The organism is Moorena sp., from assembly GCF_982860115.1.
The window spans coordinates 1-16,417 of sequence record NZ_CEYLVT010000065.1; the positions used below are offsets into that span (position 1 = coordinate 1).

At 43.3% G+C, this 16,417-nt stretch carries 13 protein-coding genes; 7 read left to right on the plus strand and 6 right to left on the minus strand.

Going from position 1 to position 16,417, the window contains the following annotated elements; all coding sequences use genetic code 11:
• On the minus strand, positions 1 to 1,143 hold a 1,143-nt coding region (locus AC4II3_RS13310), incomplete at its 3' end, for a response regulator (RefSeq protein ID WP_490722826.1).
• Between the two features lie 912 nt (positions 1,144 to 2,055).
• Between AC4II3_RS13310 and AC4II3_RS13315 the strand changes: the two genes are divergently transcribed.
• Positions 2,056 to 3,945, plus strand: coding sequence for a methyl-accepting chemotaxis protein (locus AC4II3_RS13315; protein WP_488016130.1), 1,890 nt, complete (start codon positions 2,056 to 2,058; stop codon positions 3,943 to 3,945).
• A 44-nt stretch (positions 3,946 to 3,989) separates the two neighbouring features.
• Here the strand turns inward: AC4II3_RS13315 and AC4II3_RS13320 are convergent, their stop codons facing one another.
• The gene (locus AC4II3_RS13320; RefSeq protein WP_488016128.1) at positions 3,990 to 4,133 is read right to left on the minus strand and encodes a hypothetical protein; all 144 of its coding nucleotides are present in this window, start codon (positions 4,131 to 4,133) and stop codon (positions 3,990 to 3,992) included.
• A 326-nt stretch (positions 4,134 to 4,459) separates the two neighbouring features.
• Here AC4II3_RS13320 and AC4II3_RS13325 point away from each other — a divergent pair, with 326 nt between their 5' ends.
• Together AC4II3_RS13325 and cheB are read left to right on the plus strand one after the other, a co-directional pair.
• Positions 4,460 to 7,183, plus strand: a complete 2,724-nt coding sequence (locus AC4II3_RS13325; protein WP_488012967.1) for a hybrid sensor histidine kinase/response regulator — start codon at positions 4,460 to 4,462, stop codon at positions 7,181 to 7,183.
• A gap of 100 nt (positions 7,184 to 7,283) precedes the next feature.
• Complete coding sequence (gene cheB, locus AC4II3_RS13330) at positions 7,284 to 8,420, plus strand: chemotaxis-specific protein-glutamate methyltransferase CheB (RefSeq protein WP_488012969.1); 1,137 nt, start codon at positions 7,284 to 7,286, stop codon at positions 8,418 to 8,420.
• Between the two features lie 44 nt (positions 8,421 to 8,464).
• Here the strand turns inward: cheB and AC4II3_RS13335 are convergent, their stop codons facing one another.
• Both AC4II3_RS13335 and AC4II3_RS13340 read right to left on the minus strand, forming a co-directional pair.
• A complete protein-coding gene (locus AC4II3_RS13335) occupies positions 8,465 to 9,202 on the minus strand; it encodes an HAD family hydrolase (RefSeq protein WP_488012971.1) in 738 nt (245 codons plus the stop codon).
• Between the two features lie 161 nt (positions 9,203 to 9,363).
• Positions 9,364 to 10,614: a 30S ribosomal protein S1 gene (locus AC4II3_RS13340; protein WP_488012973.1), complete on the minus strand. Its 1,251-nt coding sequence runs from the start codon at positions 10,612 to 10,614 to the stop codon at positions 9,364 to 9,366.
• 709 nt (positions 10,615 to 11,323) lie between these two features.
• Here AC4II3_RS13340 and AC4II3_RS13345 point away from each other — a divergent pair.
• From AC4II3_RS13345 to AC4II3_RS13360, 4 genes are all read left to right on the plus strand, one after another.
• On the plus strand, positions 11,324 to 12,457 hold the full coding sequence (locus AC4II3_RS13345; RefSeq protein ID WP_488012975.1) for a ferrochelatase: 1,134 nt from the start codon (positions 11,324 to 11,326) through the stop codon (positions 12,455 to 12,457).
• A 238-nt stretch (positions 12,458 to 12,695) separates the two neighbouring features.
• Entirely contained in the window at positions 12,696 to 13,019 is a 324-nt protein-coding gene (locus AC4II3_RS13350) for a phasin family protein (protein WP_008180024.1), read from the plus strand.
• Positions 13,020 to 13,041: 22 nt separating this feature from the next.
• Positions 13,042 to 13,599, plus strand: a complete 558-nt coding sequence (locus tag AC4II3_RS13355) for an FKBP-type peptidyl-prolyl cis-trans isomerase (RefSeq protein WP_488012977.1) — start codon at positions 13,042 to 13,044, stop codon at positions 13,597 to 13,599.
• 183 nt (positions 13,600 to 13,782) lie between these two features.
• Positions 13,783 to 14,253 carry a GNAT family N-acetyltransferase gene (locus AC4II3_RS13360; RefSeq protein ID WP_488012979.1) on the plus strand — a complete coding sequence of 157 codons (471 nt, stop codon included), beginning with the start codon at positions 13,783 to 13,785 and terminating at the stop codon, positions 14,251 to 14,253.
• A gap of 14 nt (positions 14,254 to 14,267) precedes the next feature.
• On the opposite strand, the gene dnaB is transcribed toward AC4II3_RS13360, so the two are convergent.
• Together dnaB and rplI are read right to left on the minus strand one after the other, a co-directional pair.
• Positions 14,268 to 15,614 carry a replicative DNA helicase gene (gene dnaB, locus AC4II3_RS13365; protein WP_488012981.1) on the minus strand — a complete coding sequence of 449 codons (1,347 nt, stop codon included), beginning with the start codon at positions 15,612 to 15,614 and terminating at the stop codon, positions 14,268 to 14,270.
• 146 nt (positions 15,615 to 15,760) lie between these two features.
• Positions 15,761 to 16,219, minus strand: a complete 459-nt coding sequence (gene rplI / locus AC4II3_RS13370) for a 50S ribosomal protein L9 (protein WP_488012987.1) — start codon at positions 16,217 to 16,219, stop codon at positions 15,761 to 15,763.
• Between the last annotated feature and the right edge of the window lie 198 nt (positions 16,220 to 16,417).

Consider the following 16,417-nt stretch of genomic DNA (forward strand, 5'->3'; position numbering starts at 1 on the left):
GATTTGTAGCAATTCTTCGGAATCTGGGGGCTTACCTAAAAAATCAGTTGCGCCGACTAGTCTAGCCCGGGCGCGGTCAATAGTGGTATTCTGAGCTGTCAGGATAATAATCGGAGTCTTATTGAAAACTGGGGATTCTCGCAAAAATTTACAGACACTATAGCCATTTGCATTTGGCATATTCAGGTCTAGCAAAATTAAATCAGGTTTGTGTTCAATCAGTTGGGAGAAACCTCGCATCGGTTCTTCAATGCTCAACATTTGATAACCGGCTGGTATCAAGATTGTTTTTAAACTGTGAGCCAACACAGGACTATCATCAATACAGGCGATTAAAGGCTGTTTCTTGGCAGATTTGGTCGGCTGAGTTTCTGATGGGGGTGGCGTTGTTATAACTGGTGGGTTGACAGGGGCTTTGACTGGTGGATTGACAGGGGCTTTAACTGGTGGTAGTGCTAAATCTGGAATTCTTTGGAATTCCACCATACTCTTCTCAACCAAAGGCAGCAAAAAGCGAGTCACCTCTGTCACCGATGTTTTTTCCTCCCAGGCAATATCCCACAGGGTTAAGTTACCATTGAGATACTTGTTCAAACCTGGGAGCAATTTAGGATCTGTTCCAGGTTTCAAAACTGGTGAGAGATTGGGGCTGAGGTGACCAAAATCAGCAGCAAGCCATTCTTGGTAATTCTGGTTTGCTTGAGCGAGAACAGTTTGGATTTCCCTGGAAGACAAGGCTAAGCCCATGCCAAGAGTCGATGTTTTTTCTTGACTCGGTTGCCAGTTATTTTTTAAATCTGTGTAGCCACTTAGTTCAAAAAAACATTCTTGGACAATGCTACGAATCATTAACTTTGCTTGGATGAGGCTAAGTTGCTTTTGGTTAATTCCTTGCTCTAGAACCTGATATTCCCAGGGCTGATAGTCCGACTTCTCGTCGAGTTCAACAACATAGTTAGGGCAATGGGACTTTAAAGCTCTGTAAAAGCGCCTCACAGGATGAACGCCATCGGTGGCATAGAGCAATTGACCATAGACAAGGTAAACTTTCCAAACGATGCTATGGTTGCTTAGAGTTAGCTCTCCAATAGTTCTCTGTTTACCTAATTTTTCTAATTCTTCAATCAGTTTTATTAGTATCATTTTTACGGGTTGACTGTACTGTTTAAGGGATAAATATCAGGAGTTACATATCTATAGTTCCCAGGAATTTACCCCCAACTAACAGCTTCCAATTCAAAAAAGATTAAGAATTATGAATCATCAGTGATTATCTCTTGTTCATCATTCAGCGTTATGTACTTATTTGTAGCTATTGACACCGAATCCGCCCATGATTTCCCCCCTAAGCACCCAGACTATAAAGAAGTTGCCCCTATACAAACTTTCGTTCGCTGATCAAGGACTGAGTTATAAAAAGGGTTTTTAAGCCGGATTTTGTATCACAGCTAACTGTAGTGGAGTGACAAGTATGTCAATGTCGCTCCGTTGAAAATAACAAAATTCAGGGTCTGAGAAAAATGGTCAAGTATGTAGTCTACAACGTTACAGATCAGAAATATGTGGCGGCTGTGAAAGCTGGCGATACACAATACACAGAAAATTGCACAGAGGCACACCAATTTAACAGCGAGAATACAGCACAAATGATGAGTGAGAATCTCACCTTATTTAGTGGTCTTACTCATGTCGTGAAACCGATCCAGTAGTAAGGTAATGCGCTACGCGCACGCTGCGCGAACAGCTGTCAGCTAATGTAATCCAACCCCTGATCGATAAAGAGAGTCAGTAACAGAGTCAAGCCTTAGTCGCGTTTTTCTGTACGAGACCCAAGTGTGACACCGTTAATCATAGCTAAAAATAGTTGATTACTTATAGCTGACTACTGAACCTGCAAAAAACAATAGACATTGTTACTTTAGCAATATTTGTTGGGAATTCTATGAGTGTAGCCTCAACAGATTGCTAAATCAATCAATTTCCTCGCTTCTGATCCCATCTCTTAAAGAGGAATGGCTTTTCTATTGTGCATTCTCTAATTGTAGGTAACCCGCTATGTTTGCCAAATCTACCAAAAATTTTTTCAGCAAACTTCAGAATCAAATACTGCTCCTGCTGTTTTTAAGTAGTGTTATTCCCCTCTCTGTTGTGGGATGGTATAGTATTTCTTCCTCTACAAATGCCTTATCTAACTTAGCGAAAAGTGAGCTAGAGGAAGAGGTGAATGACCAAGCTAAAAATATCGTGGCATTTTTAAATTCTATCAATGATGATGTTTTGTTCTTGAGCAAAGTTCCACCGATTCAAGGGATAATCCGAGCTAAAGCTGGTGGTGGATTAGATAAGCAAGGTAACTCTTCCTACGACACTTGGGTTAAGCGATTGGAGACCATCTTTGCTGTGATGGTGGAAGCCAAACCTTATTATATGAAGCTGAAGTATTTAGACGAGAAAGGTAATGAAATGGTGCGAGTCGATTCGGACGGCACTAAAATCCAAGTTATCCCCAAAGCCCAGCTACAAAATAAAGCAAATAGTTCATTTTTTACTGAGACAATTAAGTTGTCTGCTGGCAGTATCTATGTCTCCCCCGTAGAACTGCATCGGGAAGGTGGTGTGATTAAACAGCCTTATACACCAGTGATTCGGTACGCTACACCGATTTTTGATTCAGCTGGGGTAAGAAGAGGAATTGTGATTGCTAATGTATTTGCCGAGCAAGTCATAGAATTTATTCGAGATGCAGACTTAGCCATCAAGGGAGAAGAGGCATTTCTGGTCAATCAAGATGGCTACTACCTCTCTCATCCCAACCCCAAAAAGGAATGGGGCTTTGAACTCAACACGGATGAGAAATTGACAAACGATTATCCGAAACACATTGCCCAGCAAATTCTCAGGGGTGAACAGGGACTGATTGACCAAGGAACTAATAAGCTGATCAGTTACTATAAAGTTGTTCCAAATGCCCAGCAGCAGCAACCCTTATTCATTATCGATCATGTTCCTAAGGGAAAAGTTTTTGCCTCTGTCAACTCCTTTAAAATCCTGGCCAGCCTAATTATTTTCGTTTCTCTAGGGGCGGTGCTGCCACTGGCAATGGTCAGGTTACGCCAACTGGTGAATCTGATTAAGCAACTGGTTAATGGTATCTCCACCTCTAGTCAGGAAATGTTTTCTACCCTAGAACAGCAAGAACGCATTGCTGGTCAACAAGCTGCCTCGGTTAATGAAACCACCATCACCATGGATGAGCTGGAAGCGTCTTGCCGACAGTCCGCTGAGCAAGCGGATGCTGCCGCTATTGCTGCACAGCAGGCACTTCAACTAACCGAGAACGGTACCCAAGCGGTGGGGGAAACCCTCGAAGGCATGTCTACCTTAGAAGAAAAGGTGGATGCGATCGCTAAACAGAGTATGCGTCTGAGCAAGCAAACCAATCGAATTGGTGACATCTCCGAGCTGGTTTCTGAATTGGCAAACCAAACTAATATGTTGGCACTGAATGCATCAGTAGAAGCGGTGCGTGCGGGAGAGCATGGTAAAGGCTTTGCAGTGGTTGCTGCAGAAATTCGTAAATTAGCAGACCAGAGTAAACAATCTGCCCAAAAGATTAATGTTTTAGTTTCTCAAATCCAGAACGAGATTAATTCAACGGTAATGGTGACGGATGAAGGAACTAAGACAGTAAAGACAGGAGTGCAAATCGCTCAAAAAACAGCTGAAGCCTTCACTGGGGTAGCAGATGCGGTCAACAATGTGGTGTTAAACAATCAACAAATTTCTCTGAATCTCAAGCAGCAAGTCGATGGCATTCAACAAGTCCTCCAAGCAATGAGCACTGTTAACAAGGGGGCAAAAGAAACTGTTATTGGCATCACTCAAAGTAGAGTGGGTACTGAGCAACTTAAGCAAGCTGCTGTAGATCTCAAGCGCATGGTTTAGTAAAGGTTAAACTCAGATATTGCACCAAGTTTAACCTTTATCTGTCAAGGTAGGTAACAGGGAATAGGGAATAGGGAATAGGGAATAGGGAGTAGGGAATAGGGAATAGGGAATAGGGAATAGGCAACAGGCAACAGGCAACAGGCAACAGGCAACAGGGAGTAGGGAACAAAATTATCACAATTCATTTAGTATTGCTATACAATTGATTGGGATAAATTACGATATTTATTTGTTTTGTAATGGGGTAATATATCAAAGCAATAAAGGTAAAAATAGTTAAATTTTATCTGGTTATTTAATTTATGTTTTTTATCCCTAATCAGGTTAATTATTCTTGATACCAAAAGGTAGAGTGTGAATTTTTAATCCTTTAAAATTAAATAGTAATTAACAAAAATTTTGTTCCCTGTTCCCTGTTCCCTGTTCCCTGTTCCCTGTTCCCTGTTCCCTGTTCCCTTTGACAACAATTCATCGGTAATATTCTTTTGTATATTTCAACAAATGACTAACCATGATAGAAGACGAAGAACTAAGAAATATTTATAAAATTACCAGCGAAGAACGTTTGCAGAAATTGGAAATTGGTTTGCTGCATTTAGAAAAGTACCCACAGGACAACGCTACTTTGGAACAGTTGCTGCGGGAAGCCCACAGCCTCAAAGGAGACTCCAGAATAGCGGGGATAGAGAATTTAGAAACCCTCACCCATGGTGTAGAAGACATTCTCGGCAGCATCAAACGTAAACAAATCGTTTTAACCCCACAGGTTAGCGATCGCCTTTATCAAGCCATAGATGCTATGGGTCTGCTGGTATATGAAGCAGTTACTGGTTGCGCAAGTGGTGTTGATACAGCCGAGATGCTTGACTACTTGATGGCAACAGTTTCACAGCCATTGCAGCCAGACCAAGAAACTGTTCTACAAAATGGCAATGTTTCCCAACTGGCACCAACTGTTATAGAAGATGAAGACTTGCGAGATATTTATAAAATTAGTAGCGAAGAACGTTTGGAGAAACTGGAAGTCGGTTTACTGCATTTAGAAAAGTACCCACAGGACAACGCTACCTTGGACAAGTTGCTGTGGGAAGCCCAAAGCCTCAAAGGAGACTCCAAAATAGCGGGGATAGAGAATGTAGAAACCCTCGCCCATGGTGTGGAAAATATTCTCGACAGCATCAAATGTGAACAGACCGTTTTCAGCCCACAGGTTAGCGATCGCATTTATCAAGCCATAGATGCCATCCGCCTCTTAGTATACGAAGCAGTTACTGGTTCTATCAGTGGGGTTGATACCGCCGAGATACTTGAGCACTTGATCACAGCAGTTCCAGATATAGGTCAAGACCATTACTCACCCCCTGATGACTCACCCCCTCAAGTCGCTCAATGTGAACCAAGTGAAGCAACTATTGAGGAGTCCCCACTATTACCGACTGTACCATTGCTTCCTAACAACACTCCTTTAACAGTCACTCAAGAGGTTTCATCGAATCCTAGTGAACCCTACCGGATTGACACCATTCGCGTTCCAACCTCCTATCTTGATGCCTTAATAACACAAACCGGGGAACTAACAGTCACCAAAATTGGCATGGCTCATGCTATGGCTGAAATTGAGGAAGTGGCAACCCTATGGGAAGAGTGGAAAGCCTTTCATTACCAAGGGCAATACCTGGATTCTTCATCAATAGGCACCAATTCGTATGTACAACGCCTAGAACAAAAGATTAACTCTCTAAGAAGCATAGCTGAAGAAAACACTACAAGACTAGACATCATTGCTGGGGAATTAGACGAAAAAATTCGCACCCTCCGGCTTCTCCCCCTCTTCACTGTGTTTCAGTTATTTCCCCGTATGGTAAGGGATTTAGCCAGACAACAATCAAAAGAGGTCGAATTAATTATCGAAGGAGGAGAAACCACTGCTGACAAACGCATCCTGGAACAAATCAAAGACCCCTTGATGCACATGGTTCGCAACGCCATCGACCATGGCATTGAGACTACCACTGAACGAGAAAGACTTGGCAAGTCTGGTGCGGCCACAATTTGGTTGAGGGGCTACCAAAGAACCAACACCATTGTTATTGAAGTAGTAGATGATGGACGAGGATTAGATATCGAGAAAATTAAGCAAACTGCTGTCCAGCGTGGACTCTGCACAAACGAAGAACTGGAACTAATGACTCCCAGACAGATTCACGCCCTGATCTTAGCTCCTGGCTTTTCAACCCGGAGATTTATTACAGAAATTTCTGGCAGAGGAATCGGCTTAGATGTTCTACGCACCAAGGTTGAGCAGCTTAACGGCAATATCGAGATCGAATCAACTCCTGGTCTTGGATGTACCTTTCGCCTCCAGCTACGCACAACCCTGTCAACTGCTAATGTACTGCTGGTAGATGTTCAAGGGATTATCCATGGGCTACCGATTGAGTTTGTGGAAACAACTTTACTAGTTTCCCGGGAGCAAATATTTACCATTGAAGGTCGAGAAACCATCGCCTTAGACGGTCAAGCTATTGCTGTAGCGAACCTAGCTGATTTGCTGGAGTTGTCTAACTCTATTGCTTATACCTCTATCGCCAAAGTTAAGCCAAAAAAAAGGGATCTGCGACCATGTATCCTGCTAATGGTTGCCGACGAACAATTCGGATTGTTTATCGATGACCTCTTGGATACTCAAGAGGTGGTGATCAAACCTCAGAGTCAGTTATTAAAGCGGGTGCGTAATGTCAGTGGAGCAACTATTCTCGGTACAGGGGACGTTTGCATGATTCTTAACCCTCCAGATTTGCTCACATCATTGCAATCCTATCAGCCAACCACATCCACAGTCTCAACCAAACTAAGGGAAATCGTTGAAAGCACGCCAGTAATTCTTTTAGTAGATGACTCGATTACCGTTCGCACCCAAGAAAAACGGATACTAGAAAGGGCTGGGTATGAAGTAGTGACAGCTGTAGATGGATTAGATGGCTATAACAAATTAAAAACTCGTAACTTTGATGCCGTAATATCTGATGTGGAAATGCCCAATCTAGACGGATTTTCCCTAACTGCCAGAATTCGTCAGCATCAAGAGTATAACGAATTACCAATAATTTTGGTAACATCTTTGGCTTCTGATGAACATAAGAAAAAAGGTGCAGAAGCGGGGGCTAATGCCTATATAACCAAAGGTAATTTTAATCAAGAATTTCTCATAGAAACGTTGCAAAGACTTGTTTGATAGTTAAGCTTTAAAGTTGACTATTTCAGGTTAATAATTAAGATCGTAAAAAACTTAAAATAAAATTAAAAATCAAAAATTGAAAATTATTAAATAATCAATGACTATTCGAGTTTTATTAGTTGAAGATTCACCGATTGCTCTAGTAGTCCTGAAAAGGATTCTGAATTCATCAGAGCAGATTGAAGTGGTGGGAGAAGCTGGAACTGGCTTAGAAGCTTTGAACTTAATTCCCAAAGTTCAACCAGATGTCATTTGTACAGACCTCCATATGCCCCAGATGAATGGTCTGGAGTTGACATCTGAAGTTATGGCGCTCTATCCTAGACCGATTCTGGTGATTAGTGTTTCGGTGCAGCAAGAGAATACTGATCAGATTTTTAAGCTTTTAGATGCAGGAGCGGTGGATATTTTTCCTAAGCCGTCGGCAGCAATGGCAAGGGATAATCAGTTGCTCCAGCAGCAGTTGATCAATAAGATTAAAATTCTGTCTGGGGTCAAGGTCTTTAAAAAAAACCGAAACTCTATACTAGGTAAACAAAAGCAGGGGAGTTCTGGGAAAGGAAAACTTCCGGAAATGGACTACAGCACCAATCAGAATCAAATTGGTGGAGTATCACACACAGCAAATCCTGCTGCTTTCTCTTCTAATTACTCTTCTAAACCAAAAATAGTTGTGATTGGTGCATCTACAGGTGGACCCCAAGCCCTAAACGAGGTATTCACTCAGCTACCGTCGGATTTTCCTTTACCAGTAATTTGCGTCCAACACATTAGTATTGGTTTTTTGCAGGGATTCATCGATTGGTTAGCTAGTAATTGTTCGTTGCCAGTTCAGATTGCTCAACCAGGAGATATGCCACAACCAAGAAGAATTTATTTCGCACCAGAACAGCAGCATTTAGAATTGGATCCTATGGGTCGATTTATCTGTTCTGATTCAGAGCCAGTGGAAGGACATCGCCCTTCCGTAACTGTAACATTTGAGTCTGTAGCCAAGTTTTATCGCAAAGCTACAGTGGGCATATTGTTGACGGGTATGGGTAGAGATGGAGCGACTGGTATGGAGACGATCGCTGAGGTTGGTGGCTTGACCATCGCTCAAGATGAAGCGACTTCCTTGGTGTTTGGCATGCCTAAACAAGCGATCGCTCTCGGAGCAGCCAAAGAGGTTTTACCAATTGATGCGATCGCACCGAGGCTGCGGGAGTTGTGCTTATTGAAACTTAAAACTTGAAAATAACACTTCTCTCACCCCTTTCAGATTCAATATAGTTGACGTTAAACAATTTCCATCTCATCCAGGCTCGCGATCGCTATATCAGCTCCCTGTAAATGGGAAGCTTCTGGCTTTCCCCAACAAATACCAATGCAACCCGCTGCACCAGCACCCTTTGCCATCTCAATATCACCGGCTGAATCTCCAACCATTAGGGAAGAAGCAGGTTTTACCCCTAAAGATTGGCACGCTTGTAGGAACAACCTGGGATCAGGCTTACTGATTTCAGAATCCACACCCTGCTGTAATTGGATATAGGGGTCTAGCTGATGTCGATGGACAAAGGCTTTGACACCAGCCGTAGAGTCTGCTGAGAGAATACCCAGCTTTAAACCAGCTTCCCAGAGAAATTTAAAGACTTCCAGACTACCGGCAAACATTGGGGAAGTTCCAGCCGCATCTTGCAAGTACTTCTCGGCTTCAACAAAGGCACTGCCAGCGATTGCCAATGACTCTAACCATCCCCGACCAGTCTCAGCAATATAAGCCGCAGCCGCAATTTCATTTTCCCGACGGCTACCCACTGCCATTAACCCGGTAGGGTCAAGGGTGTCATCTTGGACACCAAAGGCCATCAGCAGGGGTTCTCCAATACCAGGGATTTGGGCATCGATTAAACGCGATCGCTTATAGGCTAGTTCTCTTAAATAAACTTGTGAATCCTCTAAGGTACCGTCTTTATCAAATATGACTGCTTCAATATTGGGGAAAGTCACCTTCCCACAACGAATGGTTACCAAGGGTTTATGCCGTTGTTTATTGTAATCAACTTCATTCTACTAGCATGTTTGTCAAGATTCGCACCTGCCAATTTCTTTGCTCTTGTTCCTGAACAGGGCCATAAACACAGATTAGCCATTAGCCTCAGCTAACGGCTAATTCTTGTTACTGCACCTGGTTGTTACTCGTCCGTGGCAGCTGCTACAAACTCTCCCTCTGGCACTGCCTCTTCTTGAGGCTCTTCGGACTCTTGGGAATCTTGAGGCTCTTCGGACTCTTGGGAATCTTGAGGCTCTTCGGACTCTTGGAGCTCTTGGGGCTCTTGGGAATCTTGAGGCTCTTCGGACTCTTGGAGCTGTTGAGGCTCTTGGGACTCTTCGGGCTCTTGGGGCTTTTGAGGCTCTTGAGGCTCTTGGGAATCTTGAGGCTCTTGGGAATCTTGAGGCTCTTGGGGCTCTTGGGGCTCTTGGGACTCTTGGGGCTCTTGGGTTTCAGCCGCTTCTGGAGTCATACTTTCTGGAGTTATACCTTGCTGTTGTGCTAGCATTTTCTCCCGGTACTTCTGAGCCATTTCTTCTGCCTTCTCGAAGACCACTTCCCGGTTGTTAATCATATCTCCGGGTTCTGGCTCTAACTGTTTTGTTGACAGAGAAATCCGACCTCGGTCAGCATCCAAGTCAATGATCATCACTTTTAGTTCATCATTGACATTAAATACACTATGAGGCGTATCGATATGATCATGGGAAATTTCCGAAATGTGCAGCAATCCGCTGACCCCGCCAATATCAATGAATGCACCGTAAGGTTTGATTCCTCGTACTGAGCCAATCACCACCTCTCCAACTTCTAGGCGGTTCATCTTGCGCTCAACTAACGCACGACGGTGGGATAGTACCAGACGATTACGGTCTTCATCTACCTCCAGAAATTTTAGGGGCAGTTCTTGGGCCACCAAATCTTCCTTGGCTGCCCGAGTGCTAATATGAGAACCAGGAATAAAACCGCGCAACCCTTCAATACGTACCAACGCTCCACCACGGTTAGTGGCGAATACCAGAGAACGCACCGTAGCATCTTCCGCTTGTAATTGGCGCACTCGCTCCCACGCTCGCATATACTCAATGCGACGGATAGAGAGAGTCAACTGTCCATCTTCATTTTCATCGGTCAGGATGAAAAATTCCCGTGTTTCGTTGGATTGTAAAACCTCATCAGGATTATCAACTCGATTTATTGACATTTCCTGAATCGGAATATAGGCGGCGGTTTTCGCACCAATGTCAATCAGAGCGCCCCTCGGCTCTAGACTGAATACCGTACCCGGAACTATATCCCCTGGGCTAAAATGATAATCATACTTATCCAGAAGGGCAGCAAAATCTTCGTGAGTGAATCCTATATCTGTAGTTTTTGTTTTCTGACTGAGCATGTGCGTTGTTTGTCCTAGTTTGATTTGGTTTTAATGACTATGCCTCCTGTTGATGTACAAGCACGTCAGCATTGTGCTGTTTACACCGACATTGCGTTGTCCTACTTGTGACATCTCCCACACCTGTTGGGGGTCGGGGGTAGGTGCGGGCTTCTCGCCAACCCCAGAAGCACGGCATTTCCTTACGGAAACCGATCCGCATTCGGGTAATCGACAAGCTTTACTATTGACGGGATGCCCCACCGCCAAGCTTCTGATCTTATCTGATTTTAATTACTCTATTCCAATAAGGTTTTCGGTCTACTGTCAATAACCAAGGGCATTTTCGGCTTTGGTTATCCAATAGACATAAATTCACCCCAATTTACGTCTATTATAATTTATTAGACAAAACCTGAACTGAGCTATCGGTAGAAAAATACCCCACTCACTTCCCCCAAAGCATGACGCTTGCGCGTTTGGTAGAGGCTAGCGGGCTAATCTCGAACTGATCAGCTCATTTAATAAGATTTAATTAAGACCAGACATCCTATTATAACCTAATTGAGATTTTGTTATTAGTATCTTTACCGAACTTTCAATGGCTTTGTGGTACCTCATTTATCCCCCCATGGGGGATGTTAGCCTAAGAAATGCCAGGGGTACATTCTCCACCCAAGACAAGGCAGGGATACCCCAGCAATCGACGTTTAGCCAGTAGGAATACCAAGTGGTTGCCACTCCAGAAAAATCTCAATCAGTAAAACCTTCCCCAAGCCATGGTCACGAACGAGTTGCGGTTTTACTCATGGGTTATGGAGAAGTCGAAAGCTACGAAGACTTCGCCAACTACAACGAACAAGCCTTAAACTTGCTCACTGCCAAATTTGCCCCAGTCCCCACCTGGATCTATCCACCCTTAGCCAAAATTTTGGCAATGTTTGACTTCCACGAGTGGGGGCACCAGCATGACAACTTTATTTCACCCCACAACAAGATTTTTGAACAGCAACGGGCAGGTATTGAAAAACAACTGCAAGCTAAATGGGGCGATCAGGTCAAGGTATTCAAAGCTTTTAACTTCTGCGCTCCCTTTCTGCCAGAACAAGTCCTCAGTGAAATTAAGGAGCAAGGGTTCCAAAAACTGCTGATCTATCCCTTGCTAGTTGTCGATTCCATCTTTACTAGCGGCATTGCGGTGGAACAAGTCAATAAAGCCCTAGGGAAATTAGAGGATGGAGATCAACACTGGGTTCACGGATTGCGTTACATCCCGTCTTTCTATAACGAACCAGAATACATTAATCTAACGGCTCGATTGGTGGAACAGAAAATTACTACCGATTTAGCTCAAGCCTATCTGCCCTCCCAAATTGGCATTGTCCTGATGAACCATGGCTGTCCCCACGAAGCTAAAGGATTTGTCTCTGGGATTGACGAAAGTCAGGCATTGTATGAGGCAGTAAGGGAAAAGTTGATGTATAAGTATCCCCTAATCTCTGTGGGCTGGCTTAACCACCAAACTCCCTTAATTAAGTGGACTCAGCCTCACACGGAGTTAGCAGCCCAGAACCTGATTAACTTAGGGGCTAAGGCGATTGTGTTTATGCCTATTGGCTTTGCCACAGAGAATCACGAAACCCTCTTAGATGTGCATCACATTGTCCACGGTCTAAAACGTCGTAACTCAGAGGTTACCTACGTAGAGATGCCCTGTGTTAATGATCATCCAGAATTCTTAGAGATGGCAGCGGAGTGGGCTAATCCTCAAATTGAGGTACTACTATCAGAAAATGCTCTATCTATCAATCCCCAGTTGGCAGCTGTGCAGGCATCACAGCACCATCATCACCATCACCACTGATTCACCAAAGCGTTTTAGTAGCTTACTTTAGATTAGGTTGCTTTATACATAGCACCTTCTTGCAGCTCCTCCGTTCTCCTCCGACTGTTCTCCCTCTTCTCCTGTTCTAGGAAAGATGTCACAGAATAGAACTGTAGGCTGGGAATCAATGAAACTTCTCCAATCATAGGAAAGCCTAGTTGATCCCAGCCCCATCAAGTGCCGAGTGACAGGATAACAGGATAACAGGATAACAAATATGGATAATAACGACTGGCTCAAGCAGTTATTGTTGGTTGGGGTTGGCACAACCTCAATGGTTGCCGAAAAACTGCGAGAGGTAAGTGATGAATGGGTTAAAGATGGTAAAATCAACTCCGACCAAGCTACCGCTTTTGTGGATGATTTGATGAATCAGATCAAGTCAGAGCAGGGTAACTTTGAGAGCAACATGGAACGGCAGTTGCGCAATATGTTGCAGGATTTAGGGGTTCCTCGCCAATCAGAAATGGATGAATTGCGAGGTCGTATTGACCGTCTGGAGCGTCAGGTGCGGGATTTAGAAAATAAGCTCTGGCGTTGATAATCAATTAGGAGAACAGATTTTGAAACAAATTCTGATCAGCATAGGCGTTATAGTAGCCTTTGGGTTGCTTTTGGTTGTGGCTCAAGTGGGTATGGGTAACAAATCTACCACTGCAGGAGAAATTACCAATACTCAGCCGGAAGTAGTGACAACAGCTAACAGTGCTAACCCAGATGTTAATGATAAACAAGATCTAGCTATGGATTCTAGTTCAGAAAGCGGAAGCAATTTGGATCAGGCGGTTACAACACCGTCGGGCTTGAAGTACATTGACCTAGTTGAGGGTGAGGGAGCAAGTCCTGAGACGGGACAAACGGTAGTGGTTCACTACACTGGTACCCTGGAGGATGGCAGCAAGTTCGATAGTTCTCGCGATCGCAATAGTCCTTTTTCCTTCAAAATCGGTATAGGACAAGTGATTAAAGGCTGGGATGAAGGGGTTGCTTCGATGAAGGTTGGTGGTCGTCGTCAGCTTATCATTCCTCCAGAATTAGGTTATGGTCCCCGTGGTGCCGGTGGGGTGATTCCGCCTAATGCTACGCTGAATTTTGATGTGGAATTGTTGAGAATTAACTAGTAAATTAAAAGTGATTGATTAACTTATTCAGCGATGACCTGAATACTTGCTCCCAGTTAGTGACTTCTTGCTAATTGGGAGTTTTAGTTAACAGAGGAAAACTTGTTGAACTATTTGTTAATCCTGTCGAAAGGAGTTGCAACCTGGTGATTATCGAGTATGGTCGGTGACTTTGGATGTAGCATGAATATTCGTAACATTTGTCCTGATGATTACCAACAAATAATTACCATTCTAGATGAATGGTGGGGTGGACGAAAAATGAGTGATATGCTTCCAAAGCTATTTTTTGTGCATTTTTGTGAAACAAGTTTTATTGCAGAAACTGATCAAGAAATAACTGGATTTTTAATTGGTTTTCTATCACAGACATATTCTGATGAGGCATATATTCATTTTTTAGGTGTCCATCCTAAATGTAGAAAACAAGGTATTGGTCGTCTCCTATACGAACATTTTTTTAAAACTGTTCGTAAGTTTGGTCGTATCCGAGTAAGATGTGTTACCTCTGAGATTAATACAAATTCGATTGCTTATCATTTGCGGATGGGATTTAAAATCGAATCCAGTGATTGCAAATACAACAGTATTTCCTACTATCCAAACTATGATGGTTCAGGGCAAAATCGTGTCCTATTTGTAAAACAGTTGTAGCTACAAGTGGTAGTTCACACTTTTGGATTGGCCATATTCAGGAACTTGGTTAACCCAGGTTTAAAGATAAGTTTCACCGTTCCTGTCGGACCATTACGATTTTTAACAATGATGACTTCTGCGGTATCTCCATCTGGTGAATCTGGATTATAGTAAGAATCTCTATAAAGCATCATGATTAAATCCGAGTCCTGCTCAATGGAACCCGATTCTCTCAAATCCGACATCATGGGTCGTTTATTAGTGCGAGATTCCACCGCTCGACTTAACTGAGACAGAGCAACAACTGGGACTTTCAGTTCCCGAGCTAATCCTTTAAGAGAGCGAGTAATCCGAGACAACTCCTGAACTCGATTTTCACTACCACTGCCTTCCATTAACTGTAAGTAATCGATTAAAATTAATCCCAACTGGCTCCCTTGGGCTGCTTGAAGACGACGAGCATGCGATCGCATTTGCATCACAGTCTGGTTAGCGGTATCATCAATATAAATAGGGAAATCTGACAACACACCAATTGCCTCGCTCAATGGTGCCCACTGATTTTGAGCAATCCGCCCAGCTCTCAAAAAGTTACTGTCAATTTTCGCTTCACTAGCTAACAACCGCTGCACTAGTTGTTCTCTTGACATTTCCAAGCTAAAAATCGCCACTGGCAATTTTTCAGCTATGTTACGAGCAATTCCTAACGCTAAGCTAGTTTTTCCCATTGATGGTCTACCAGCAATGATAATTAAGTCAGACGGACTTAACCCTCCAATTTGGGCATCCAAATCATAGAAGTTTGATGGAATACCAGGCAAATCAATACCCTGATTCCGATTTTCTATATCTTGGAAGGTCTGGACTAGGGTTTCAGAAATCGGGATGAGACCTTGCTGAGGACGCAATTGGGTGAGACTGAAAATTTTCTGTTCCGCTTGGTCAAGGACTGTTTCCAATTCCAATGATGTCTCATAACCCAACTTAAAAATCTCATTACCGGCTTCGATTAGCTGACGGCGCAGGTACTTGTCCATCACTAACTTAGCGAACCTGTCAATATTGACCGCTGAAACCGTCTGTTCAACTAACTGAGCTAACTTAGCTTGACCCCCAACTTTCTCTAATAAGTCATTGTCATAAAGCCATGTAGTAACACTCATCAAATCCGTCGGTTTACCTTGGCTATAAAGTAATAAAGCAGCTTCGTAAATGGTTTGGTGAATCCGGACGTAGAAGGCTTTCGGATTCAGGAAATCACCAATTCGACCAATGGCTTCCGGGTCTAATAAAATGCCTCCGATAATAGACTCTTCGGCATCAATATTTTGGGGTGGTATAGAGTTTCCAAACGCTGAAAAATCTGGTTTTTGAGTCATAGTCAACTAGTCGTCTATTGAGTTCAGGTTGTATTAGCTGACTAATACAACCTGAACAAATGAAGCACCTGTTGTTTAATTGAGAGTTGACAGGATGATACAATCAACAGTCAACTCTCAACAAACTAAACAAACTATTAATTAACTTATTTGGGAACAACATGAATTTCTACAGTGGCTGTAACTTCTGGATGAAGCTTAATTTCTGCATTATAGAAACCAAGTTGACTAATCTCAGGTAGAGTAATACCTCGGCGGTCTATTTCTTTGCCAGTAGACTCTTGGATTGCATCTGCCAAGTCTTGGCTGGTAACAGTACCGAAGATAGCATTATCTTCACCCAACTGCTTCGAGATAGTAAAGCGGCTAATGGTTTGTAGAGCAGTCTTCATCGACTCAGCTTGTCGCTTGATTTCGAGGATACGCTGCCGTTCTTGCTCTCTGCGCCGCTCAACTTGCTTGAGAACACCAGAGGTAGCCCTAACTGCAATTCCTTGGGGAATGAGATAATTGCGAGCATAGCCGGGAGCTACCTCTACCAGATCACCGTCTTTTCCAAGTTTCTGAACGTCTTTGCTTAAAACGACTTGTACACGTTTTACCATAGTGTTTAATTTCGGGTATAGTTTAGAGTGAAGGATAATGCTTCGACAAACATTCAATCTTACGACAATATGTAAGCGATCGCAACTGGTGGCTGATTGCTGATTGCTGAGTGCTGAGTGCTGAGTGCTGATTGCTGATTGCTGATTGCTAAGTACTGATGGCTGATTGCTGAATACTGATGGCTCACGGCTGAGTGT